Source organism: Iodobacter violaceini (assembly GCF_011601265.1).
Lineage (GTDB): Bacteria > Pseudomonadota > Gammaproteobacteria > Burkholderiales > Chitinibacteraceae > Iodobacter > Iodobacter violaceini.
Map to the genome: position 1 here is coordinate 150,662 of NZ_JAAOLX010000004.1, position 22,925 is coordinate 173,586.

Sequence of the window (22,925 nt, forward strand, 5' to 3'; positions counted from 1 at the left end):
ACGGGTTCTACATTACAAATCGGGCAGAAACAGGGCGCAATTCCCCAAAAAACCACATGGTTTCAGCCATTCAAAAAACATTTGTTGAATAGCTAAAACCCGTACGTCACCACAAGCGATACAGAAAAATACGCAGGTTTCACCCTGTAAGCGTTAAAAATCACCGCTAACATCAATCCTTTGCTCCCTCAGTATTCTGCCTTTAAACACGATGCGCTCTGCACCCGCAGATCTCAGGTATTCCCATCATTTTAAAATTTGGGCTAACGACAGCGTTAAACCAAGCAAGCCTGATCACTCGTACCCGGCTGCAATAGCGTTGGCCAGAGCACTTGTAAGGATGCGGAGTCTTCCCCTCTCAGCCTTGCCAGCATCAGCGAGGCCAGGGTAATGCCCGCTTCGCGCGGGTCGGGCTGGCGGATGGCGGTGATGTTTTGCCCCATAGCCAGCTCTGGCGCTACACCACCAAATACAATCAGCGAAATATCCGTACCCGCCCTCAGCCCGGCCTGCCTGAGTGCGGCCAGCACGCCCATGGCGGCCAAATTGTTATCAACAATCACCGCCGTAGGTCGCTGGCTGAGTTTTAGCAGGCGGTGCATTAAAGCCTCGCCCATTTGCGCTGTCAGCGCGCCTTCTTGCAATAAACTGGATTCCACCGTTACCCCTGCTGCCTGCATCGCCGCCACAAAACCTTGTTTACGCTGCATGGCAAAATTAAGCGCCAGGGGGGCAGAAATCAGGGCAATTCGCTTATGTCCCAAGGCCAACAGGCGCTCTGCTGCTGCCCCTGTACCGGCTTCATTATCGTAATCAAACCAGGGATAAGGCGCATCCATTTGCGAGCGACCGTGCGCTACAAAAGGAAACTGACACGATTGCAAATAGCGTAATCGCTCGTCAAACACACAGGTACGCGCCACAATCAGCCCGTCTACCCGGTGCCCGGCGGTAATACGCTGATAGGTTTGCAGCTCATTGTGATTGTCTGCCGAAATCAGCATCAGATCGATGCCCGCATCATTAAACTGATCGGTCATCCCGCCGACGATGGCATGAAAAACGGGATCGTTTAAATCATTGGGCTGCAACGGATAAATCATGCCCACGCAATCGGTGCGGCCCAGCGCCAGTTTGCGGGCAGTGCTGTTAGGCCGATAGCCATGGCGCTCGGCTGCTGCGGCTACTTTTAGCCGCGTTTTTTCGCTGACATCAGAAAAGCCATTTAAGGCACGGCTTACCGTCGTTGGCGATAAATTCAACAGCTGAGCCAATTCCCGCAAATTCATTATGTTTTCTGTAAGATTTTGATCATTTAGCTTATACCACGCTGCCCGCCGGTTACGCCAGAATTCAGAGCGCAAACAAAATCATATTGCCGCATCATTGCAAATGGTAAGCATCCGTCTTACAAAACCCAAAGCAGGGTAATGTTCAGATAAAAGCCCTATTGGCTAAGCTTTCTCAGGCAAGTAAACCACTATTCAGGCGGTCAGCCATTTTTTAAGCATGGCTTGCAGGGCATCGATATGAATGGGTTTGGCAAGAAAATCATCCATACCCGCATCAAGGCATTGCTGGCGATCCTGCTCAAATACGCCTGCGCTTAAAGCAATAATGGGGATGCGGGGGCGATGCGCTGTGATTTCTATCTGCCTGATCTGCCGGGTTGCTTCAAAGCCATCAATATCGGGCATCTGGCAATCCATAAAAATCAGGGCGGGCTTTATGCCATCGCTAAATTTCCGGATCGCTTCGCGGCCATCCTGAGCCAGCTCCAGAGCGAAGCCCAGCTTGGATAAAATTGTTTTTATCACGGTCAGATTGAGCGGATTATCATCCACCACCATCACAGGCAGGGTGCATTTTGCTGCAGGGTTTTCGTATACCACACTGGAGGGCAAAGCGGCCGGCTCTGAAAAATCCAGTGCTACCCGCACACAAAACCAAAAGCAGGAGCCCTTGCCCGGCTTGCTCTCAACGCCTACATCGCCCTCCATCAGACGGGCCAGTTCACGCACAATAGATAGCCCCAGGCCGCTGCCGCCGTATTTGCGGGTATTGCTATTATCAACCTGAGAGAAAGGCAGAAATAACGCCAGTTGCTGCTCCGGACTAATACCAATACCCGAATCGGTCACTCTGAACATCAGCATGGCATGATCGCCATCACGCTGGCTTTCATATGCTTCCACCATCACCGTGCCGGATTCTGTAAATTTCACGGCATTACCCAGCAAATTAGCCAGCATCTGCCGCAAACGTAATGCATCGCCCAGATAGCGAGGCCTGTCTGCAGCCTGAAGCCAGTTACGGCGTACGCTGATGTTTTTTTGCATCAGGCTATAAGCAAACAATGAAAGCGCATCATCTAAGAGTTTTTCCGGCTCAAACACAGCGCTGTTCAGCTCAAATTTACCCGCCTCTACTTTAGATAAATCCAGAATATCGTTAAGCAGCGTTAATAAGCTTTGGCCTGATTTCAAGATAATTTGCGCGTAACTCAGCCGCTCTTCTTTTTCCAGATCATCCAGTAAAAGCAGCTGCGCCATGCCCAATATCCCATTGAGCGGCGTACGAATTTCATGGCTCATGGTGGCCAGAAACTGGCTTTTGGCATGATTTGCCGCATCGGCCTCTGCTTTGGCCCGCCGCAAAGCATCTTCCTGGCTGGCTTTTTCGGCAGCAATGGTATTCGACATTTGCATCGCGGCCGAGCGCAGCAGGCTGACATGATCAGCCACCAGCAGCCGGCTTAATTGAGCCATACGCACAAACAGCCCTTTGCTCGTCAGTTGCACATCGCCTTCAGCTGAAAACACCGCATTGGAATAATAAAACGGGCCTGCATCACAGGATAAAACAGCAGCCTGGCACTCTGTCAGAATCGCATCGATGCGCATGCCCGGCTGCAATTTTGCCGCGGCAAATTCTTCAGCAAAAACAGCATTCCAATCCTGCAAAGTGCCGGCCTGATCAAACAAAGAGTAGCTATGCAAAATCACGATGGGCTCAGGCGTAGCCTAGCTGCCGGGCTGCAAGCGCGGTGCCCTCAATGCGGGCTGCAATTTTGGCAAAAGCAGTTTCGCGGCTGGTGCTGGTGTCATCGCAAAAAGGTGAAAAGCCACAATCATCGGTGGTGGCCAGATAGGGATGAGGGATATAACGCGCGGCTTGCAATACCCTTTCGCAAACAGTTTCGGCCGTTTCAATCTGCGGATTAATCACGTCGATCACCCCCACAAAAATCACCTGATCAGGCTTACGGTATTGCTGAATAATTTTCAACACCCTTTCCGGGTCTTTCTCGCAGGCCAGGGCAATATAAAAACAACCTGCCCTTATTTCAAACAGGCCGGGTAGTAATTCGGCGTAATCCACATCGGCACTATGGGTGGAATCATGATCGCTGCCGGCGCAGGTATGGATGCCAATTTTTTGCCGCTCCTCCGGGCTAAACCGATCCAGCAGCATATTATTAATATCAATAAAGCTGCGCAAAATCTGCCCGCTTGGATCAAGCTTGATCGAAAGACGCCCCTCAGTAAAATCAAGCTGTACTTTACTCGCCCCCTGGGCAAAACAACCGCGAATTTCTTTTTCCTGCTCGTTCAGTAAATCAGCCACAAATTCATCGCGCGGATAATCGGCAATACCCAGCGCGGGATAAAGCAAGCTTAAAGCTGAGGCCGAAATAATGGCCTGCTTAAAGGGCTTTTGCGTATACCGGCGCGCGAGGCCAATTGTTTCGTGAGCAAAGCGTGCAAACCGGAATGGCCCGCGGGTTAAGCGTGGCAGCTGACGGATATGCCCGTCATGAAAAGGGATACACAGCCCATCGGCAGCCATATTGCTATTGCCCTCAACCCCGTAGGTTGCAAAACCGTGAGTTTTACGCTGCTCGCCATCCCCTATCATGGGCGAGCCAACAGCCTCCAGATGCATGATCGTATCTTTGACCGCCTCATCATAAATAGCCTCCATATCGGCAGCGCTTAATTCACCCTGTTCATGCAGAGACAATGCACGCTGTAATTTTGCTGACCGCGGAATACTGCCAATAGATTCAGTATTGATACTCATAAATGGACACCCCTGATTGAGCTATCTTCAGTTTAAGTGAGATACAACTACTTGCATAATTCTTTCCTAATAATTTCACAATATCAAATTAATTAACATGAAACACCAGAAAAAAACATTCAATTACGCAATACAAACCCGAAAAACGGTCAGATTAAAGACAGTAAAATCACATGCGCTTCATTCACTTTGCAGCGCCAGGCAAGCTTTTGTTACCAGCCATTAAACCCACATGCAAGCGGTAACATGCACTTTGCCCGCCTGCACCACATCTGCCAGACTGCCCCTTCCTGTCATTGGGGAGTAGCTATCCTTCGCGCAAAGCGAAGGAGGTGGCGTCAACAAACTTGCGGCCTCTTGCTGCATGGCGTCATTGATCATCAGCAGGTACGGCGGATGATTCAGCGAGACCTTTGGCCTCGGTCCGTTTGCCTGCCGGGCAAGCCGTATCGATGCGCCATTGGTTTAATTGCTTGCCCGGCATTGTGATTTTGCATGTTGCTCACCTTATTGCTGTTTTTCTGCTCGGCCATTGCCATCTGTTTAGCCTGTGACTATTTCGTCAACGCCATTGAATGGTGTGGCCGGTATATGAAGCTGGGCGCCACTGCGGCGGGCTCGGTGCTGGCTGCTTTTGGCACGGCGCTCCCCGAAAGCGCGGTCACATTTACGGCGGTGGTCTTTGGCGCAACGCCCGCGCAAAAAGACATTGGCGTGGGCGCGGCCATGGGCGGCCCTTTGGTCCTGGCAACGATAGCCTATGCCGTGGTGGGCTTAGCGCTCTGGCGCAATCGCCAGCGGTTAAATCGCAGTGATGATTTAGTTAAAGCAGATCAGTCACGGCTGAGCCAGGATCAGCTGGCATTTTTAGTTATTTTTATATTCAAAGTAGCGCTCGGCTTAGTCGCATTTGCGTTTAAACCCTGTCTGGGCCTGCTGTTTTTGCTGGCTTATGCTGTGTATGTCTGGCGGGAAATCAACACGGCGGAAACAGCCGCCGGAGAAGAAGAGCTGGAGCCATTAAAGCTGCACCCACTCAGCGATAACTGGCGCTGGGCGGCTTTGCAAGTGGGCTTAGCCCTCGCGGTGATCGCCCTTGCCTCGCATATTTTTGTATCCCAGCTCGAAAACTTAGCCGCGATGCTGGGCCTCGCTCCGCACATGGTGGCACTCTTACTCAGCCCCGTAGCCACTGAATTACCAGAAATCATGAACACCCTGATTTGGGTGCGGCAAGGCAAAGAGCGTTTGGCGCTGGCCAATATATCAGGCGCGATGATGATTCAGGCCACCATCCCCAGTGCGCTGGGCATTTTCTTTACGCCCTTGCTGTTTGACGGCCCGCTGCTCGCCTCCGGCATCATTACCACCGTGGCCATTATTGTGCTGTATTTGATGTTCAGGCGCGGCAAAGTCACAGGCAAGCAATTAAGCTGCATTGGCTTTCTTTACGCAGGATTTGCGCTCTGTTTAAGCTGGGCAATCTGAAACAAAACAATGCCCACCGGCGCAAATAAATTCACCGATGGGCAGCGTTTTTAAAGCGAGATATGTAAATCGAAGCGCGCGCCGTTAGAGAAAGTACAAGTACCTGCACCCAGCTCTGCGCTGCTCATGCTGTAATCGCACTTGGCGTAGCCGCCTTTATTGCCCACCGCATTTGCATTGCCTTTGGACGAACCAGGGGCACGGGTAGCTTCACCTGAATAAGCTTCTTTCCCTGCATTAAAAGCAAATTCGCCGTGGCCTTTTTCAGGATTACTGATTGTGCCGTTGATCCGGCCAATCAGCGCTGCCGCCTCATTGGTAGGATATAGCCTTGCGGTATACACAGGGCGTGGAGCGACCACTTCTGCCATTGCAACAGGCACGGGCTGACGGGGCGACGAGCCTGTACCAGCTGTTGCAGGCTGAATAGGCACGATATAACACGCAGACAACATCGCGGCTACAGAGGCGGCAATCAGCAAGCCTTTTACTTTTTTCATGATGAACTCCTTTCTGTGTTTACCAGGCAGTCTTACTGCATTCGCCAGCAGTGTTTCAGCATGATTTAGCACTGTCAAGATAGGTCTAACCATTGGATTAAGAAAAAATCCTGCACAAACAAGCCCGCCAAAAACTTACAACCCATCAAAAATCAAATACCTGCCAGAAGCTGTTCAGCCAAACAGAGCCTGCCCATCCAAGCTTTTATGCCATATTCAAGTACAGCGTTTTGTCCGGCGGTGGCCGGACACTTCCTTACTAAAGCCTTTCTCGCACGGCCTGCCGCTTTTTTAAGGCGCACCGCTATAGTGAAATTTCGTCATAAATTGGCAATATTACCCGCGCCTTTCTGATGTAAAAGCACGCCAGTTTTAAGCAAGCGCATAAAGAGCAAGGCACTAAAACTAAAATCCCTTTATCATCTGCCCTTCGGCGCTGTTGTAGCGCCGAAGGCATTTATTAATGGGCCGCTTAACAGCGATAAGTTTCTATGCAAAAAAAGCGCGGGCAAGGCCGCCACTCCACCATGAATTGGTGCAGTGATGTTTGAATGCGGCATGCCGCCTTGCAGAAAGTTGCCGTTTGTAATGAGGCCCTAATCAGGATTACCCAATGAATCAAACCCATATCACCGAATTTTTTGACCTGATCGCCGATGGCGGCCTTGAGCAAAACGACATCATGGCCATGAGCGCAGAAGTGCTTAAAGCCGAAAAAGATGCAGATGCCTATCTGGCAAACGATAAAGAAAGCGCTTACCAGGCTCATTTTGCGATTCCGCTTTGGGAATGGGTCATGATCGAGCAGCTGGAAGACGGCCTGATTTTCCGCGGCAAACAAGCCGATGCGCTCTACGCACAAATTGAAGATGCTTTTGGTGAGGGTGAGCTGGATTTAGCGGCCGCCGCACTGAAAGACCTGAGCAATGCCGACGCCCTTGCCCTGATCCAGAAAGAGCTGGCTCCGGCCTACACGCTGGTGAACTTCAGCAAGCCGCTGAATGATGAGCTGCAAATCGTGCTGATTCGCAGCAATAAGCTGGAGCGCTTTTTAGCGCTGTGCAACACACTTGAACTGAGTGCTGCGCCAAGCTGCTTGTAAGCAGATAAGGAGCATGGCCTGCCATGCTCCAGCGCCTAAAAGAGGCTGTACTCTGCCTGAGCCGCCTCTTCTGGCGCGAATCCCTCGTATCTGGCCGACTCCCATGCGTGAATTGCATGTTTACGTGCCTCCCCCCAGTGATACCCCCCCAGCTTACCGCCCTGCTGAATCACCCGATGACAGGGAATCAAAAGTGCAACCGGATTTGCGCCTACCGCCGAACCTACAGCTCTTACCGCATTGGGGCGGCCAACGGCTTTGGCAATCTGGGAATAGCTCACTACCGCAGCGGGTGGAATATGCAGCAATGCCCTCCAGACGCTGACCTGAAAATTAGTCCCCTTTACATGCAGGGATACAGGCCGATCTGGCCGCCCAGCCATACCAAACATGGCGTCAATGATGGCCTGCGTAGCCTGCCGCTCTTCATAAAACACGGCTTGTGGCCATTTACAGCTTAAATCGGCCAGATGTACGGCCAGTGTACGATCCTGCATAAAAGAAAACTGACACACCCCCCGGCTGGTACTGGCAATAAACGCGGGGCCAAATGGCGTGTCGTGTACGGCATAAGCAATCGACAAACCGGCTCCGCCTATTTTGTATTCCCCCGGCGTAACGGCCTCCAGCTGCACAAAATGATCATACAAACGTGAGCCACTGCTTAAACCCAGTGAATCAGACACCTCCAGCAAAGATTTTGAGTCACGCAATAATTGCTTGGCCCGCTCTAAGGTCAGCACCTGCAAAAAACGTTTGGGCGTTACCCCTGCCCAGCGGCAAAACATGCGCTGAAAATGAAAAGGGCTTAAATGTAAGTGAGCGGCAATCTCATCCAGCCCTGGCTGGCTGTGCAAATGGGCAGAAATAAAATAAATCGCTTTTTCAATACGCTCGTAGTCCGTCATTTCAATCCCATCCCAATGCATTACGGCCTGCGCAGCCCTGATTTACACACCCTGCGTCACAGGCATTCAGCAGCCCCGCTGCGGCAATAAACGCTGCTTTATATAAGGCATAAACAGAGTATGGGGATTAAAACCCACTGCCGCGACCCGAATCTTGCTATGTTCAAAGAGCCCGCAGCAACAAACCGCACTACAATGCAGCCAATTTGGCCAAACGATTAAAAGAAGCCCGCATATGCAAACTCTAAAACTCGCCCTTATCGCCCTGCTGCTGAGCGCCTGCACAACAGCCACGCCCCCCGCCAGTAAAGCGCCGCCATCAAAGGCCCAAAGCTGTGCAATGGAAGGCGGAGAAATCAAACAAGGCGGCATCATGGGGCACAGCTACTGCGTAAAACCTTACCCCGACGCCGGAAAAACATGCCGCGACAGCACAGATTGCCAGGGAAAATGCCTGGCAGAGCTGGGCACGCCCCTAGCAGAAGACGGCAAGCAAACAGGCCATTGCCAGGCGAATACCCTGCCCTTTGGCTGCTATGCAGAAGTCAAAAATGGCAATATCGGGCCTGGGCTGTGTGTGGATTAGCCTGAGCAGTGGCAATAAACCTGCCTTGTTCAATCATTCCGGGCAGAAGTCCAATTTTTGCCCCCTTCCCCTGATATACGCCCCCGCGGGGAAGGGCATTTTATTCAGCGCCAGCCCCAAAGCATTTAGTGCGCGTGATGCGCCACCGCTGATGCATCCGCCTGCTGTCCATGTGGCTGATGGCCGTGCGCAGCATCCATTCTGACCACGCCCACAAAAGACGAAAGCAATGAAACATCCGCACTGGATAAGCCTTTTTCAGCCGTAATCTGCTGATCAAGCAACTGCTTCGCTACTGCCGCTGGTACACCGGCCTGCTGCAGCAGAGTGGCGCTCACCTCCCCTGCACACAGCTGCGTTTGCCAGCCATGAGGATTCTTTTTAAGTAAAGCCCGGCCGCCTTTATCACCTTGCAGCCAGCCGGCAATCGCAAAACCATCCGCCACAATGACAGGCTTTACCGTCAGCGGCGCATCAGGCTTATCCCAAACGGCCTTCATACTGCTGACAATGTCGCTTTGATCATCCGCCCATGCAAAAGCCGTTAAATAAATCAAAAGCAGCCCGGCTATTATCTTTTCCATCCCCATCCCCTTTTATAAAATTTAGCCAATACTGGCGAATAAAAGCATACAACACAGTTCATCTGTTTAATAACAAACACTGGGTTTATATCTTGCAACTTGCGTCTGACAGGTATACAAAGACCTGCCCGCCAAATTTCCAATATCAAACAAAAACCTTATGCGCGAATACAACGGCATTGAATATCAATACAGCAGCAATCACCCGGAAAAAGCCATCGGGGTGATTACGAATATTTTAGGTTTTACGCCATTAGCTTCTGATCTGAATTACAGCCTGAATTTCTATTCATCCGGCTCAGGTATTGATGATTGCCTGGCGATTTATTGCCGGTATGGCACTGCAGATTGGCCAGCCATCGCCCAAGCACTGCGCCTGAAACACGTCAGCGAGGTGCCGGGTGATACTGATTGGCATGAAGCATGGCTGGGGCTGCTTGATGCGGAAGGCATGGCCGGGGTGCCAGTGCAGCCCTTATTTCAGTTTATCAATCAGCACAGGCACGCATTTCAGCCCCCTGCTGATGCATGCTGGGAGGTCTTTTTCTCAAATGAAAGCGATGTTAATTCCTGGTGCGTGGTGTGGCGCAACGACAGCCATTTAAATTATCTGTACTTTGATCAGGGCTAATCTGATCCACACTCTGGCACTGCGCCTTTTTTCATCTTCAGCTTAATAAACCTATAAAATGCGCATTCATCATCCTGTCCCTTTTTCCTGCTTTGGCATTGGCGCAAACAACGCTTTCTGGCCGCTACAAATACAGAACCGATGCTGAAAGCCTGGAAATACTAAGAAATTGGGCCTGTTTTTACCCCAACACCCATTCCATCAAACTGCTGCTGCGCCCGCAAACAAACCAAAATGCCATTGGTTTTTTAACACCCCCGATGGCATTAAGCACAGCGGCTACGAAGCTTCTGGCACTACAACGGTTATAGTAAGCGGGTACAAAGCTTATCCAGGCGAAAGGGGCTGCTTTGATACAGGCACATTGCCATCCGTAAAAAGCCACACCAATAAAAAGTCATTGCATGAAAACAACATCGATTATTTAATAAAATTGCTTTTCAATTTTCACTTATTAGCCATGTATATTTCAATATCCAATTGGCAACTCATTTCTTAGCTTAAGCCGCCCTGCTCAATTGATTTATTTAGCGTCAATACCTTAATCATTTGCATGGCAGCCCAATCAAACCAGCGAGATAAAAATGCAAAAATTTGCAGAAATCCAAGCCCGCGCCATCGCACGCAAAGGGAGCGAGCAGGCCTTGCAGGATTTATTACCACGGGTGGCAAGCGAGGCGCAGTTTCTGGCGCTGCCCGATCACCGCATCGTCGCCATGATGTGCAAAGCCATTAATCAGGCGGGCTTTAACTGGACAGTGATCAGCAATAAATGGCCGCAATTTGAAGAGGCTTTTTTCGGCTTTGATACAGACAAGCTGGCCATGCTCTCCGCCGAACAATGGGAAGCCTATTGCAGCGACGTGCGCGTGGTGCGACACTGGCCCAAAATTCAGGCACTAATGGAAAACGTGGGCTTTGTGCGGGAATACAGCCAGCAACACGGCAGCTTTGCACGGTTTTTAAATACCTACCCCGCAGCGCGGCAAGTAGAATTAATGGCCTTCCTGAAGACCCACGGCAGCCGCCTGGGCGGGCAAACCGGGCAATGGTTTTTGCGCTACATCGGCAAAGACGCCTTTGTATTAACGCAAGACGTGGTACTGGCCCTGCAACAAGCTGGCCTCGACATACCCGACCAGCCCACCGCCAAACGTGATTTAAATAAAATCCAGCAGCTGTTTAATGACTGGCACCAGGAAACCGCCCTGCCCTACACCCACCTGGGCAAAATCGCCGCCTATTCGGTGGGGGTGAATTATGAAAGCCAGTTGATTCAGCAGGAAAGCAGCAAGTTTAAGGCGGTGATTGGGTAAGGGTGGCCATCAGAAATCCAAAGACACCCTTATTTGATAAACGCTAAGCCACAGAAGTTAAAAATGAGCACCTTCAAGCACCATAAATACTTTAAAAACATTAAAGCAGTACAAACATTCCGTTTCCCCTTTGTATGCTTTTCTTGCCGGAAATCATTCAAGTACCCAGAAAGTGAAACTGGGCGCATTTGCCCGCAGTGCAAAAACCCACTTGAAAAGCTTGGCCGCAAATTCTCTGCCCCGCCATCTGGCAACAAAGAGCAGTGGGATAAGGTTGAGTTTTTGGTTAAAAATGGTTTTCGTTTTTATACCGTTTATGAACAGATAAAACCGGGTGTACTGATGGCAGTTAAATACCCCGCAACACTGCAAGAAGCACGGAGCTTTGTTGAAAAACATAAACCCCAAACCCCGCCACCACTTACTTAAAACCCGAATAGTAATTCAATAAAAAAGGGAAGCTATAGGGTCAGGCCATAAAAAAACCATACTGTCATATCTTACATTTTACATAAGATAAAATTTACAGAGGTTTACAAAGCAGGATAAATTCATTTATTCATGTCAAATGTATGATCTGACCCCATTTTTTTTGGTTAATCTCATGTAATATAAAAAAATAATTCAGAATTAACCTAATAAGACATTTAACCTTACTCTGCCTTTTAATTCCCTAAGCGGGTTAGTTTTCTGTTTCTTTAAAGTACCTACTCCTTACAAAGACTTCATTTAATGAAATTTCTATCTACTCTCATAGTTACTCTATTCTTTAGCTCACCAACATTTTCCCAAAATATTAGTGATCGTGAAAAAGAATGTCGAGCACAAGGATTCATAGTTTTATACAGTTGGTACAAACTTGATGCTTGCCTTAAATACCAGACAATTAATATAGAGACAATTAAGGAAGCCAAAAATAATATTTTTAAGGCTTACCCCAAGCTACAAGAAACTGTAGATGCAAACAGTGAATTCTCTCAGAACGCAAAAGAAGCAGCGACAACTTGGAGCCCTTATACCGTTGAGGACAACCAGAATCCTGAAATATTGAAAATCATGTGTAAAACAAATTTGGATTTCTTGAATATAGTAACCACTCGAGAAGATTGGAAATTAGCTCTCTCGTGTATGCGCTAAAAACAAACTTCAAAGAACTTTACTGAATCCGGGGGCAGATACCGTCTTACAATCCAACAAATAGTTTAACTAAATTGCTGTATTGCAAGCCCTGACCCTCGCTTTTTTAAAAGCCAACGATCCAACCCGCAGCGCCATCAAGCAATTTTTAGAAGCGCCGGATAATGAACTGGACAGTATTATTCGTAGCATTCGGCAGAATGGGAATACGCTGTCTAATCAGCTTTGTAAGCGGTATCCGATTCTTGCCGAGAATGTAGGAATGGGAGAAAGGGTTATTGATGCGGTAAAGTTGGCGTTTGCTGATTGAACGGTAAAAAACTAGTTATGATGTTGCTTGCAAAAATTCATGATCGCTAAGAAACCTCAGTCTGCTTGATTTTATTTCCACGATGGGACTTTATGACTGTATCTACACTTGAGAACGTAAGAGCAGAAGTTGTACTTGGCTCTACATTTTGGCGACAGCGCTTACTTACCCCTGAAGAACTTGCCAAATTGGCTAAGAATCTTGGGTTAGGCTCGTTTACTGCTACTGATATCACCGGACTTTGGAAAATTGGTTTACTTCGTGCAGATCTAGTGATGAGCGACGAGCCAATAGATTTTTCAGGGCTAAGCTGCCAAGAAAGTATCAATGAAGACTTTAAATATATCTATTGTGACTTTCGTCGCCCTGAAAACCGTCCGGAGGGCTATGGGTCGTTACTCCAAGATCATAAAGATAGTGCTCTGGAAGGCTCTCTGGCCTTCCATCCTTTTCGAGTTTATGTACTTCACCATATCAAGCGAACGCTAAAAATTAGCATCTCAAACATGCAATATCTGCGGTATCAGCAAGGAATAACCAATGTCATTCAGTGTTTGCAAGAACACGCTCAACATTGGACATCATCTGTCGAGTTTGCTGATCGTTTTGATTACTGGAATCAAATTGTAGAAACAGCTGCGGTTACTGAGCAAATAACCTACCGCGTTGTGTTCAGGGATGCTGAGCCAACCCCCATTGGAACACCAGCAGCTGATAACTTCGAACACTCTTTACATGCCATGCTTCTGACCATAGGCAAATCAGCTCTTCAGGAAATGCGATCAGATTTAGCTTTCGCCGCTGAAAATCTTGACGAAAACCGGTCGGTACATGTGTTATTGCGTCTGATGAAATGGCAGGAACGTGAAAGGCTTAAAGGCCAACTTGGCTGCTCAATGTTGTTTCTCGCTATGGCCGAAAGCATCCGACGATCCTCTGAGCAAGCATTTGCTGAGGCTTGGCCAGAAGAAGATGAAATTGGCCCAGGAACGTGGATTCCAAACGCCCGTAAAATGCTGTACGGAAGTGAACGTGTTTTCGATGCACCAAAGCGTGTTTTGCGGGATTATATGGCACAGTTAGGCCTTGATTTTGGTATAAAAGTCCGCTGCTATGTTGAAGGAAATACGGAATTTGGAGCACTATCGCATGCCGTAGGTAGCTTCGATCATATCCAGTTAATCAATTTAAGCGGCCATGTCGCCGAGAAGCGTGGCAAGGGACTTGCTTTCGTAGAATCCCTAGAAGCCGACAAGAATTTGGGCATTTTCAGCGTTGTACTTCTTGATGGGGATCTTCAAGACTATCTACGCATTTTGCGCAAGGCTGCCGATGATGAAAGATTTCATGGGCGCTTCTTTATTTCTGACCCTGATATTGAATGCGGGAATTTTTCAGCTAATGAACTGATCGAAACGGGTATAAGGGAATATCAGAAAAATAGCCCAAACGGAATTAATATGGCTTTGGATAGCACAAAGCTATTCGCTGAAGCAGATACCATCAAAAGCAACAATGATCTGTCGGCTTTGTTTGCAAAACATGGAATCGGGAATCTTCAAAAAAGCGAATCTTGGGGAAAAGCTTTGATGGATTTAGCCATCATGCGGCCCGAGTTTCCTGCCGAGGATAATCGAGTTGGTCAGAAGCGTTCTATCGTGGAGGCAGCTGAACTTTTGATTCGAATGCGGGATATCAAATTTTCTTTATCTACATCCTTAGAGAGGATAGATTCACACAGTGGTCGAGTAGTTTCCCTTGCCCCAAAGGATAATTAAATTTTTGCGATTGATTTTCTTGACGCATTTCACTGGACTAAAGATAAGCCAGTAAATATTAAGTAAATACCATGAAATAAGCCCGCAATTTTGCGGGCTTATTCAATTACATCCCATAGCAGCTAAGCAACGAGCCTCATTCCCACTCAGTCATTTATAAGCAGAATATATTCTTATGCAACAACATGTTGAAAATTAGCGGCTATCCAATGCCATGAAAAATACCATGACAAGAAGAAGCTCGCGAGAGCAAGAGTAGCATCTTAACGGACCGTCGACCGCCCTATGGACATCAGTCTCACAATTTCACCAACGACGTGAACTCGCATCAAGGCCCGAATGCACGGACCTGACTGACAGCAGTCGTACTTTGGCAGAGCGGCGAGTAGAGGATTCGTCCCAAAACAGTCTTGACTATCGATAATTCAGGAAATGCGGAAAATTTGCCTTAATTGGATGGTTGAGCGGTGGACTATTCATCATTATTCGACTCTGCTTTCTCAAGCTCATCAAGCCAGTTAAACAGTAATTGCCTACTTGCCTCAATCTCCGCGTCCTCTTCGAAGGAAGCTACTGATATAGTAGGTAAAGACTCCAAATGTTTAAACTGCAGGCCACAAAGCTCAATGCGTTTTGACGGCTGCTTGCTTTGCTCGGGGGGTGTCTTGTCGTTGCCGAATTCGGCATTCAGTGCGGCCTCTGTGTAGTAGTAAAAATGCATTCATTCTTGGCAATCGATAGATCGTAGTAATCGCCCTTGTTCCTGTTGCAATTGAGGTCGTAGTTCACATATCTTTGTGCTTTCGTTCCGCCAATGTAGTCAGTGATGACAGCTGCTGCATCTTTGGGTTTGACAGAGAACCACTCGGAGCTGCCGCCATCCCATCTTGTCAGGCGTCTGGAGTTTTTAACCCGATCAAAGTTGGCGCGCTGAGATTCCGGGAGTTTTTGAAAGAAATCTCTGATCAATAGGGCCTGCTCACTCTTATCCTTCTTTGTTTTGCTTATGGTTTTGCAGGAAGGATTATCAAAGAACTGGTGCCAAGTTCCCTCTTCAAGTGCAATTGACGATGCGTACCAAGCAGGAAGTTGATATGCGAGATAGAAGTAGAGTTTGGTGTTTCCCGTTGCCATCTCTTTGAACCGGCTTAACGGGTTCTCCTTGGTGGTCAGACCGATCTTTGTTTTACATGGCCTACCCTTTTCTCCAAGGAGATAGATCCAGCTATAGCCCATGTTTTCACGGTCATTGGGGTAGATTTGCTTATTGAACTCATCACCATCCAATGTAGTATCTATTTTCTTGATATTTTTTATCAATTACTTATGTGCTCCATTTTCCAGGGCCGCTCACTATAATATTCATGAATGCAAATTTTAGGAACGCCCAAACAGAAGTTAGCATTAGCAGCTTAAACCTCTACTTCTAACCTCGTTTAAATACGGGGGATTACCCCCTTACCTATCCTTGCCCTTGCTTGAATTCAAAATCCACGTAAACAAAATTCTCCACCCTCTGTGCAAATTATTCCAAGAGAGGAAAAAAGTCACGTATATCCCCAGTAGCGTCTAGCCCCGATAATTTTTGATATGCCACTAAAAGAGGGCCAGCGTCGAGAGTTGGGATTCCCGTAAATCGGAAATCATTCGATCGATGTAAATCCCAATTTTCATCACCACAGAGTAGTGAATCTATGTCGAGATTCACATAGTTCCTGCACATAAATGGCCGATTTTCATAAATAGAACACAAGCCATCAATTAAAAACACGCAAGGAGTATGCATCCCATAACTATCAATAGACGGGAGTCGATACCTAGCATCGAGTTTTCTAGCAGGACGATGTATTTTTTGCCCAATAACATCGGCTTCGATTTGCGACAGCATTACACGCTGAAAACAACAGGAGTTACATCCTCTCGCACAGGCCGCATGTTTTTCTGAAATCTCCCTTACCTGTGAAATTAAAGGGTGAAGCTTCATTAATTTGCTGCGCCGAGAACCATTTTCTAATAAGACCTTTTGCAATTTTCCTTCAATAGCGGGTTGTATGTGAGTGAAATCATCTTCGATCTCTCGCATAACTTTAGGGATTCGCTCTGCAAGAGTATGTTTACGCTCATGGATGCGAGTATAAATATCATTCATCGGAACCCACTCCTTTTACAAACCGGGGACTGAACTATCAAAATTATTTGATCGATTTTTTTGCGTCAGAGTGAGTTCCTGATACAGTTCAGGAGCCGCGAGGCGGTAGTATTCCGACAAAGAAATTGAAGAGACGCCTCTCGTTGACACACCTACAGCTGAAGCAACGGATTCTGGACCAACTGTGCCACTGCTACGCTGGTCGGTTTTTTTTAGAGCTAAAAGAGCATAGAGATATGACTTAAACGCAGAAGGGCCCAATCCATGATTAAGTATGTCTAATACATCCATGGCCTTTTTTTGCGAAAAATAATTACGTGCATGAAGACATAGTTCATTATTTTTGCTGCAAGATCCATACACAAGAAAGTGATGATTATCTTTCCCGCTTAACGCCTCTACAGCATCCTCATAGTTAGTGTATTTGTTGTGTTCTGAGGCTAACTCATTTTTAGACCGCTTAAATTCGATTAGAACTATTTTTGAATCGTATCCAAAAACACCGTCGCCAGCATTTTCTTGAACTCCACTTAATGGTGCAGCAAAATCAAGTCTTGAATTGCGCTCAACTTCAAGGATAAATTTATATTCAACTGTTTTTTCCCACCAAATTGGTTTGCTTTCCAAGAAGCACCTCCAGCAAATAGGATTAAAATTAACAAATATTCCGCTCGGTATATGTATGAAATTCTGTTTTTATGTTCAAATCAGGTTAATACTTCTCTGCCTTTTTTATTTCAGTTCAAGTTAATAGATTTACGCAAAAAAACACGTTATAATTTTATTTTTCAAAATAAGTCTACTAGGAGACATCAGCTTTCCAATAAATCTCCTCTTTTACGCCTACGTGGTTTTCGACCTATCGCTCTCACGCGATTTCAAATCACTTCAAGCTTGACTTCTCCAACTTAGCTATTAGCGATGGAACAAATCTTTCACTAACACCCGCAAGCAAACATAGAGCCAGCAAAAAAGAAAGCGGATTTCCTGAAAAACTTACTCCCCCCATAATGATTCCACCTTTAATTCCAAGTGCCACAAAAAAAGCCCCAATTAATCCTGCAACTATCCGAGAAACACCTTCCATTTCATGAAGTCTTTTGCCCGCATTTGCATCAAGAGTTAATTTATTTCCACGTGAAGTAACCGACAACAGGGCACCAATTGCGCCACAAAATACGCCAAGTATTATCTCAAAAGCATAGCGACCAGCAATCGATATTATTGCTTCACGACTAAGCCAAAATCCAACAAACAGCACAACACAAATTAAAGTAATCCAATAAGCGGTATTAAAATACCATCTCCACGATGTCTCTTTATTTCTGGCCTTTATTTCCTTCTCCACCTCTTGAAAAATGTTCATTGAGTAGTCTTTCTTCTGACCATCTAAACATCTAGCAAGCCCTTCTGCTATTTGCCGTCGAATGCTGTGTAGAATTTCAGAGTTATCAACAAACCTAGAGCGGGCTTCAAGAAGTGAAACTAAATTTAATACTTCACCAAAATGTTCACACGCCTTATGGCTATCTGTTGTTTTCCATTGTATATATTTATCATCATCAAGATAAACAATAAAATTTTCAGTACAAAGTATAACTTCTGCTATTCTTTTATTTAACTCTAGATCAATATCCCCTTCTTTTAAAGAATAATGAGAGCTAAGCTCTGGTTGCACAGGTTCAGTAGTTGTCATGGTTTTATAGAAAAAATTAGTTCTTGTTGGGATAAGCATTTTGCAAGCACTGCCGTTGGTGTTTGTGCATCCTTATAACTTCGAGTAGCAGCAATGGTGCTAAGTCGTGCTTCATTGTGTACAGCACTTACTGTCTTATACTCTCCATCAATTTGACTTGCCGAATTTAATAAATTTCCAAGATAAATTGCACCGTTTTCAGTATCATATGATGACTCACCTATAGAGCAAGAGTACAGTCTGACCTCCTGAGGATTTGCTTGCATGATACGTCTTTCATACCTGAGTCGTACATTATCAGTCGAAGCCTTAACTATATAGCGCTCTTCTAGTGCCGGTATACCTGATAAGACGCCTCTGCAACAATCAAATATATTAAGCTGCCTACTGCTAATACCATGCAAATTATCTTCAGTTATACACTCCTCTTTTTCGTTGATTTCAAGAATTGTGTTACGCTCAAAAGCACCATGCCCACTAAACATGCAGAAAAAATAATCAAGATTATTTTCCCTAAGCTCCTCCGTTTTTCTCAACAGAACATTTCTGCTAGGGTTATTTAGCACCACTATTTCATTATCATTCCAAGAGCCGCCAACATCACTCTTCAAAAAATTTAATGTTTTAAAGATATCTATCTTAACTCCGGATAGGCCGCGAGAATTTCCAATTAAAAGTGCCTTTTTATGCATTTTATTCTCCAAGGTATTCTTTATGCTGCAAATATAAATAACGTATATAAAAATACTGTCAGAATGAAAATTAAACAGCAAAAATCATGCGCAATTTCATAACAGTAAGACAACAACGATAAAATTATAGGAAGTTGTCATGCATATATTTTTGGCTAAGTAGGTTGGTTTTTTTAAGTAGACCCTGCCTTCCTAGATTATTGCCAGGATGACTCAACAAACTTGCTTAATGAGATAACTCATCGGTGAAAGCCCAAGGGACTGACGCGGCATCAACGCCAGTAGGCGTAAGCAAATTCAGCAGGCTACTTACCAGAACCATCGTACAAACAAGATCTTTAATTTCATCAAACAGGCACAATATATCAAAAATACACCTTAAGGAGATACGTTCTGTGGCTACATATAACCTATTTATCAGTCACTCTTGGGCCTACGGAGATGCGTACGAAAAAGTATTATGAATCGCCCCGGGTTTCCTAGACACCTAAAGAGCCTCAAAATGAGGTTATTAGGAGGTCTTATGAGTAAATCCAATCGCTACACCGAAGAATTCAAAATCGAAGCCGTCAAGCAAGTGACAGAACGCAACTATCCTGTCGCAGAAGTCGCTGAACGACTTGGGGTTTCTGGGCATAGTATCTACTGCTGGATTAAGCGCTACACCGCGCCTTTGTCAGAACAAGCGCAAACCACTGCTCAGCAGGATGAAATTCGGCAACTTAAAGCTGAACTACGGCGGGTGACTGAGGAGCGCGACATCCTAAAAAAGGCCGCCGCGTACTTTGCCAAGCTATCCGGGTAAGGTACGCCTTCATTCGTGACCATCAAGCACTATATTCGGTTCGACGGCTCTGCCAGATGATGCAAGTCCATCCGAGCGGCTACTATGCATGGCTGCAGCAACCTCACTCATTGCGCACGATTGATGATCAGCGCTTGACTGGCATTATCACTGAAGCTTGGCAAGAAAGCGGTGGCGTCTATGGCTATCGCAAGATTAACGATGACTTGCGTGATAGGGGCGAACAATGTGGTAAGCATCGCGTTGCGCGCTTAATGCGCCTGGCAGGCCTTCGTTCACAAACAGGCTATCGTCGTCGACGTGGTTTTTATGGTGGCAAGCCCACAGTGACCGCACCGAACCATTTGGCCCGGCAATTTAATGTCGATACTCCCAATCAGGTTTGGGTAACGGACATTACCTATAGTACGCCCAGCCAACGTCGCCCGCATTGATTGGGGCGATGCTGCTTGAGCATGTTTGGAATGCAGTATCCCAGTAAGTCGTTGATGTTGAGCTGGGGAATGCCCTTCTTCTGCTACAAGGGGAAGTGAGCCGAAGCGGCGGTGACCTGCTGACACTGGCAGGGTGACGAAGTCCGTGGGAAACGGGGTTTGCGGCGAAACGGTTACGTCAAGATGAACCTCTAGGCTGAGCATGGGACGGTTGAGGAACACAAACCTATTAAACCGCATCTGAGGGTTGAAATGTCACCACGGCCTACACCGTTTAATAGGCCGGATTTGGATTGGTATCAGTGACACGTATGCACTGAAGCTGCAATTGCAGCCAGAAATGTAAGCTGGTCTGCATGGCGTCATGGGGAGTGTGTAGCTAGACCATGGCATCTAAATCGACTTGCGGAAAGCAAGGATAAAGACTGCGATAGGCAACCTCGCCCATGCGTTGAGTCCAGCATGTGAACTGGGGAAGGCTTGCACAAATGGCAAGGGAGTGTGCCCCGATGATGTGCAAGTTGGCGGAGCCTCCGTAGTAGTCCGAGACTGGGAAAACCAGTCACATGGCGAAGGGAGGCAGTTTAAGTGGTTTGCTGGGTCGATTAACTGGCCACAATAAGGTGAAGACCTTTGATAATCAGTGAAATGCAAAGCAAGCTGGCAATATGGTCTTCAAAGGATAAAGAGCGCAAGTTCGATCGTCTGCTGAGGCTCATTGCCGAACCGGTCTGGCTGCGTGAAGGCGCCCGCATCACGCTGGCGTCAAGCGGAGCAAAGACGCCGGGAATTGATGGTGTCACTCGGGTTTATATGGAAAATCATCTCCAGCATGAACTTGAAACCTTACGCGTCGAGCTGCTTGCTGGTACGTTTCAACCACAAGCCGCTCGTCGTGTTTACATCCCAAAAAGTAATGGCAAGATGAGGCCTTTGGGCATCCCTTGCTTGCGTGATCGGATTGTACAGCGTGCCATTTTGATGGTGATGGAGCCGATATGGGAAAGTGATTTCCATACCGCCTCATATGGATTCAGAAAAGCGCGTAGCGTACATCACGCCATTCGCACGGTGAAATTACAGCTGCAGGACGGAGGAGAACAAAGCACGGCTGGACGCTGGATTATTGAAGGCGATCTGGCCAGTTACTTCGATACCGTTCACCATCGATTACTGCTCAAAGCAATACGAAAACGTATCGCAGACCCGCGTTTACTGGCTTTGTTATGGAAATTCATCAAAGCGGGATGTGTTGATCGCGGTCTATTTCGTGCGGCTAGCGAAGGCGTACCGCAAGGCGGGGTTATTTCACCTTTGTTATCAAACATCATGCTGCATGAATTTGATGCTTGGATGGAGGCTAAATACCTCAATAAGAAAGTACGTAAAGATCGTTGGGCTTGGAACTTTGGCATACAAAATCAGCGCCCCATTGCAATTCGGGAGCAGCGGCAGTGGAAACCAGCCATATCTTACTGCCGATATGCTGATGATTTTGTTGTGATTGTTAAAGGCAGCAAAGCACAAGCTGAGACTGTGCGTGCAGACTGCCGAGCATTTCTTGAAGAACAGCTTAAATTGACGCTGAACCTTGAGAAAACCCACATTACGCATGTTAACGATGGCTTTGTGTTTCTGGGGCATCGAATTATCCGTAAACGTGGCTCGCGTGGTCAAATGCGGGTGGTGAGTACAATTCCGTGGGATAAATATCGGCGCTTTGCCGAGAAATTGGTCAAGCAACTGTCGAGTAATTACAGCAAGAATCGAATGGATATGCTGGCAAGCCTGAATCGGCAACTCACGGGGTGGGCAAACTTCTACCAATACACCGACTTTACTGCCACTTTATTTAGCAAGTTAGATCGCGCCATCTTCTGGAAGTTTGGCTATTGGCTGGCGCGTAAATACCGACGCGGCTTTAGATCTCTCATGCGAGATCATGTTAAATCGCCAGCGAACGGCGTCGCTAAAACTTGGTTGATTGAAGGGCAAAACAGTCATGGCTGGTATGGTGTCCTTACACTCCGACGGTTGATTACAAGCCGGAAGAGTCGGTTTAAATGGCGAACCCTAACGGAAAATCCATTCATCTTGCACGATGAGCCGATCAGCACCATTGAATCTAGGTATGGTGAGATTGCCTTTGCTATGAGCAGCACTTAGATGGAGAGCCGGATGCATTGAGAGGTGCAAGTCCGGTTCGGAGAGGAGAGACGGGGAAATAGTACGACTACGCCCCGTCTCTTACTCTACTTCGCACGCATGAAGGTTGGCTTTATCTGGCCGCAGTATTGGATTTGTTCTCAAGACAAGTTATAGGCTGGTCGATGGGTGCACGGATGGACCGTGAATTGGCGATTAAAGCATTATTGAATGGCAGTTTGGCGGCGTCAACCCAAGCAAGAGGTCTTAGTGCATTCGGACCAAGGCAGCCAATTTAGTAGCTATGATTGGCAAGACTTACTGCGTGCGCACAATCTAAAGCCGAGCATGAGTCGGCGTGGCAATTGCCATGACAATGCGGTCGCTGAAAGTTTCTTTCAGTTATTGAAGCGGGAACGAATCAAACGACAAACCTACTGTAACCGAGAAGATGCGCGTCGAGATGTGTTCAATTATATCGAAATGTTTTACAACCCCAGGCGACGCCATAGTTTCAATAATGGATTATCACCAGTAGAGTATGAAAAGCAGTATTTCGAACGGCTCGGAAGTGTCTAGAA

At 47.0% G+C, this 22,925-nt stretch carries 22 protein-coding genes, 2 pseudogenes and 1 riboswitch; of the genes and pseudogenes, 12 read left to right on the forward strand and 12 right to left on the reverse strand.

Features of this window, described 5'->3' with window-relative positions; translation table 11 throughout:
• Window positions 1-275: 275 nt before the first annotated feature.
• From HA050_RS09040 to HA050_RS09050, 3 genes are all read right to left on the reverse strand, one after another.
• Window positions 276-1,289: a substrate-binding domain-containing protein gene (locus tag HA050_RS09040; protein ID WP_166824881.1), complete on the reverse strand. Its 1,014-nt coding sequence runs from the start codon at window positions 1,287-1,289 to the stop codon at window positions 276-278.
• A gap of 195 nt (window positions 1,290-1,484) precedes the next feature.
• A complete protein-coding gene (locus HA050_RS09045; RefSeq protein WP_166824884.1) occupies window positions 1,485-3,005 on the reverse strand; it encodes an ATP-binding protein in 1,521 nt (506 codons plus the stop codon).
• Between the two features lie 7 nt (window positions 3,006-3,012).
• Window positions 3,013-4,083 (reverse strand): uroporphyrinogen decarboxylase/cobalamine-independent methonine synthase family protein, encoded by a 1,071-nt coding sequence (locus HA050_RS09050; protein ID WP_166824887.1) that lies wholly within the window; start codon window positions 4,081-4,083, stop codon window positions 3,013-3,015.
• A gap of 286 nt (window positions 4,084-4,369) precedes the next feature.
• A riboswitch (yybP-ykoY riboswitch) is annotated at window positions 4,370-4,486 on the forward strand.
• Between the two features lie 92 nt (window positions 4,487-4,578).
• Here HA050_RS09050 and HA050_RS09055 point away from each other — a divergent pair.
• Window positions 4,579-5,571: a sodium:calcium antiporter gene (locus HA050_RS09055; RefSeq protein WP_166824890.1), complete on the forward strand. Its 993-nt coding sequence runs from the start codon at window positions 4,579-4,581 to the stop codon at window positions 5,569-5,571.
• 50 nt (window positions 5,572-5,621) lie between these two features.
• On the opposite strand, the gene HA050_RS09060 is transcribed toward HA050_RS09055, so the two are convergent.
• Complete coding sequence (locus HA050_RS09060; protein ID WP_166824893.1) at window positions 5,622-6,071, reverse strand: hypothetical protein; 450 nt, start codon at window positions 6,069-6,071, stop codon at window positions 5,622-5,624.
• Window positions 6,072-6,684: 613 nt separating this feature from the next.
• Here HA050_RS09060 and HA050_RS09065 point away from each other — a divergent pair.
• Window positions 6,685-7,173, forward strand: coding sequence for a hypothetical protein (locus tag HA050_RS09065; protein WP_099398850.1), 489 nt, complete (start codon window positions 6,685-6,687; stop codon window positions 7,171-7,173).
• A 35-nt stretch (window positions 7,174-7,208) separates the two neighbouring features.
• On the opposite strand, the gene HA050_RS09070 is transcribed toward HA050_RS09065, so the two are convergent.
• On the reverse strand, window positions 7,209-8,081 hold the full coding sequence (locus tag HA050_RS09070) for a methylated-DNA--[protein]-cysteine S-methyltransferase (protein ID WP_166824896.1): 873 nt from the start codon (window positions 8,079-8,081) through the stop codon (window positions 7,209-7,211).
• A 235-nt stretch (window positions 8,082-8,316) separates the two neighbouring features.
• On the opposite strand from HA050_RS09070, the gene HA050_RS09075 reads away from it, so the two are divergent.
• On the forward strand, window positions 8,317-8,667 hold the full coding sequence (locus HA050_RS09075; RefSeq protein ID WP_205836372.1) for a hypothetical protein: 351 nt from the start codon (window positions 8,317-8,319) through the stop codon (window positions 8,665-8,667).
• Between the two features lie 125 nt (window positions 8,668-8,792).
• On the opposite strand, the gene HA050_RS09080 is transcribed toward HA050_RS09075, so the two are convergent.
• Window positions 8,793-9,251: a copper uptake system-associated protein gene (locus tag HA050_RS09080; RefSeq protein WP_166824899.1), complete on the reverse strand. Its 459-nt coding sequence runs from the start codon at window positions 9,249-9,251 to the stop codon at window positions 8,793-8,795.
• Window positions 9,252-9,411: 160 nt separating this feature from the next.
• Here HA050_RS09080 and HA050_RS09085 point away from each other — a divergent pair, with 160 nt between their 5' ends.
• From HA050_RS09085 to HA050_RS09110, 6 genes are all read left to right on the forward strand, one after another.
• A complete protein-coding gene (locus tag HA050_RS09085; RefSeq protein ID WP_166824901.1) occupies window positions 9,412-9,882 on the forward strand; it encodes a hypothetical protein in 471 nt (156 codons plus the stop codon).
• Between the two features lie 584 nt (window positions 9,883-10,466).
• Complete coding sequence (locus tag HA050_RS09090) at window positions 10,467-11,198, forward strand: DNA-3-methyladenine glycosylase I (protein WP_166824904.1); 732 nt, start codon at window positions 10,467-10,469, stop codon at window positions 11,196-11,198.
• Between the two features lie 63 nt (window positions 11,199-11,261).
• Window positions 11,262-11,627, forward strand: a complete 366-nt coding sequence (locus tag HA050_RS09095) for a PIN domain-containing protein (RefSeq protein WP_166824907.1) — start codon at window positions 11,262-11,264, stop codon at window positions 11,625-11,627.
• Between the two features lie 303 nt (window positions 11,628-11,930).
• Window positions 11,931-12,335, forward strand: a complete 405-nt coding sequence (locus HA050_RS09100) for a hypothetical protein (RefSeq protein WP_166824910.1) — start codon at window positions 11,931-11,933, stop codon at window positions 12,333-12,335.
• A gap of 82 nt (window positions 12,336-12,417) precedes the next feature.
• Entirely contained in the window at window positions 12,418-12,645 is a 228-nt protein-coding gene (locus HA050_RS09105) for a hypothetical protein (RefSeq protein WP_166824913.1), read from the forward strand.
• Between the two features lie 92 nt (window positions 12,646-12,737).
• Window positions 12,738-14,423 (forward strand): hypothetical protein, encoded by a 1,686-nt coding sequence (locus tag HA050_RS09110; protein WP_166824916.1) that lies wholly within the window; start codon window positions 12,738-12,740, stop codon window positions 14,421-14,423.
• A gap of 472 nt (window positions 14,424-14,895) precedes the next feature.
• Here the strand turns inward: HA050_RS09110 and HA050_RS21945 are convergent, their stop codons facing one another.
• The 6 genes from HA050_RS21945 to HA050_RS09135 all read right to left on the reverse strand — a co-directional run bounded on the left by HA050_RS21945 (window position 14,896) and on the right by HA050_RS09135 (window position 18,960).
• Window positions 14,896-15,144 carry a hypothetical protein gene (locus HA050_RS21945; RefSeq protein ID WP_205836373.1) on the reverse strand — a complete coding sequence of 83 codons (249 nt, stop codon included), beginning with the start codon at window positions 15,142-15,144 and terminating at the stop codon, window positions 14,896-14,898.
• Entirely contained in the window at window positions 15,111-15,743 is a 633-nt protein-coding gene (locus HA050_RS09115) for a hypothetical protein (RefSeq protein WP_166824918.1), read from the reverse strand. Before HA050_RS09115 ends, HA050_RS21945 begins: the two co-directional genes overlap by 34 nt.
• Window positions 15,744-15,948: 205 nt before the next feature.
• Entirely contained in the window at window positions 15,949-16,572 is a 624-nt protein-coding gene (locus HA050_RS09120; protein ID WP_166824920.1) for a YkgJ family cysteine cluster protein, read from the reverse strand.
• A 15-nt stretch (window positions 16,573-16,587) separates the two neighbouring features.
• A complete protein-coding gene (locus tag HA050_RS09125; protein WP_166824922.1) occupies window positions 16,588-17,199 on the reverse strand; it encodes a hypothetical protein in 612 nt (203 codons plus the stop codon).
• 256 nt (window positions 17,200-17,455) lie between these two features.
• On the reverse strand, window positions 17,456-18,307 hold the full coding sequence (locus HA050_RS09130) for a hypothetical protein (protein ID WP_166824924.1): 852 nt from the start codon (window positions 18,305-18,307) through the stop codon (window positions 17,456-17,458).
• Window positions 18,265-18,960, reverse strand: a complete 696-nt coding sequence (locus HA050_RS09135) for a caspase family protein (protein WP_166824925.1) — start codon at window positions 18,958-18,960, stop codon at window positions 18,265-18,267. The genes HA050_RS09130 and HA050_RS09135 overlap by 43 nt, the downstream gene beginning before the upstream one ends.
• Before the next feature lie 523 nt (window positions 18,961-19,483).
• Between HA050_RS09135 and HA050_RS09140 the strand changes: the two are divergent.
• From HA050_RS09140 to HA050_RS09150, 3 genes and pseudogenes are all read left to right on the forward strand, one after another.
• Window positions 19,484-20,169: pseudogene (locus HA050_RS09140) on the forward strand (IS3 family transposase); the annotation flags it as partial.
• Between the two features lie 663 nt (window positions 20,170-20,832).
• Window positions 20,833-22,365 (forward strand): group II intron reverse transcriptase/maturase, encoded by a 1,533-nt coding sequence (ltrA, locus tag HA050_RS09145; protein ID WP_205836374.1) that lies wholly within the window; start codon window positions 20,833-20,835, stop codon window positions 22,363-22,365.
• A 68-nt stretch (window positions 22,366-22,433) separates the two neighbouring features.
• Window positions 22,434-22,923, forward strand: a pseudogene (locus tag HA050_RS09150) (IS3 family transposase); the annotation flags it as partial.
• Window positions 22,924-22,925: the final 2 nt, after the last annotated feature.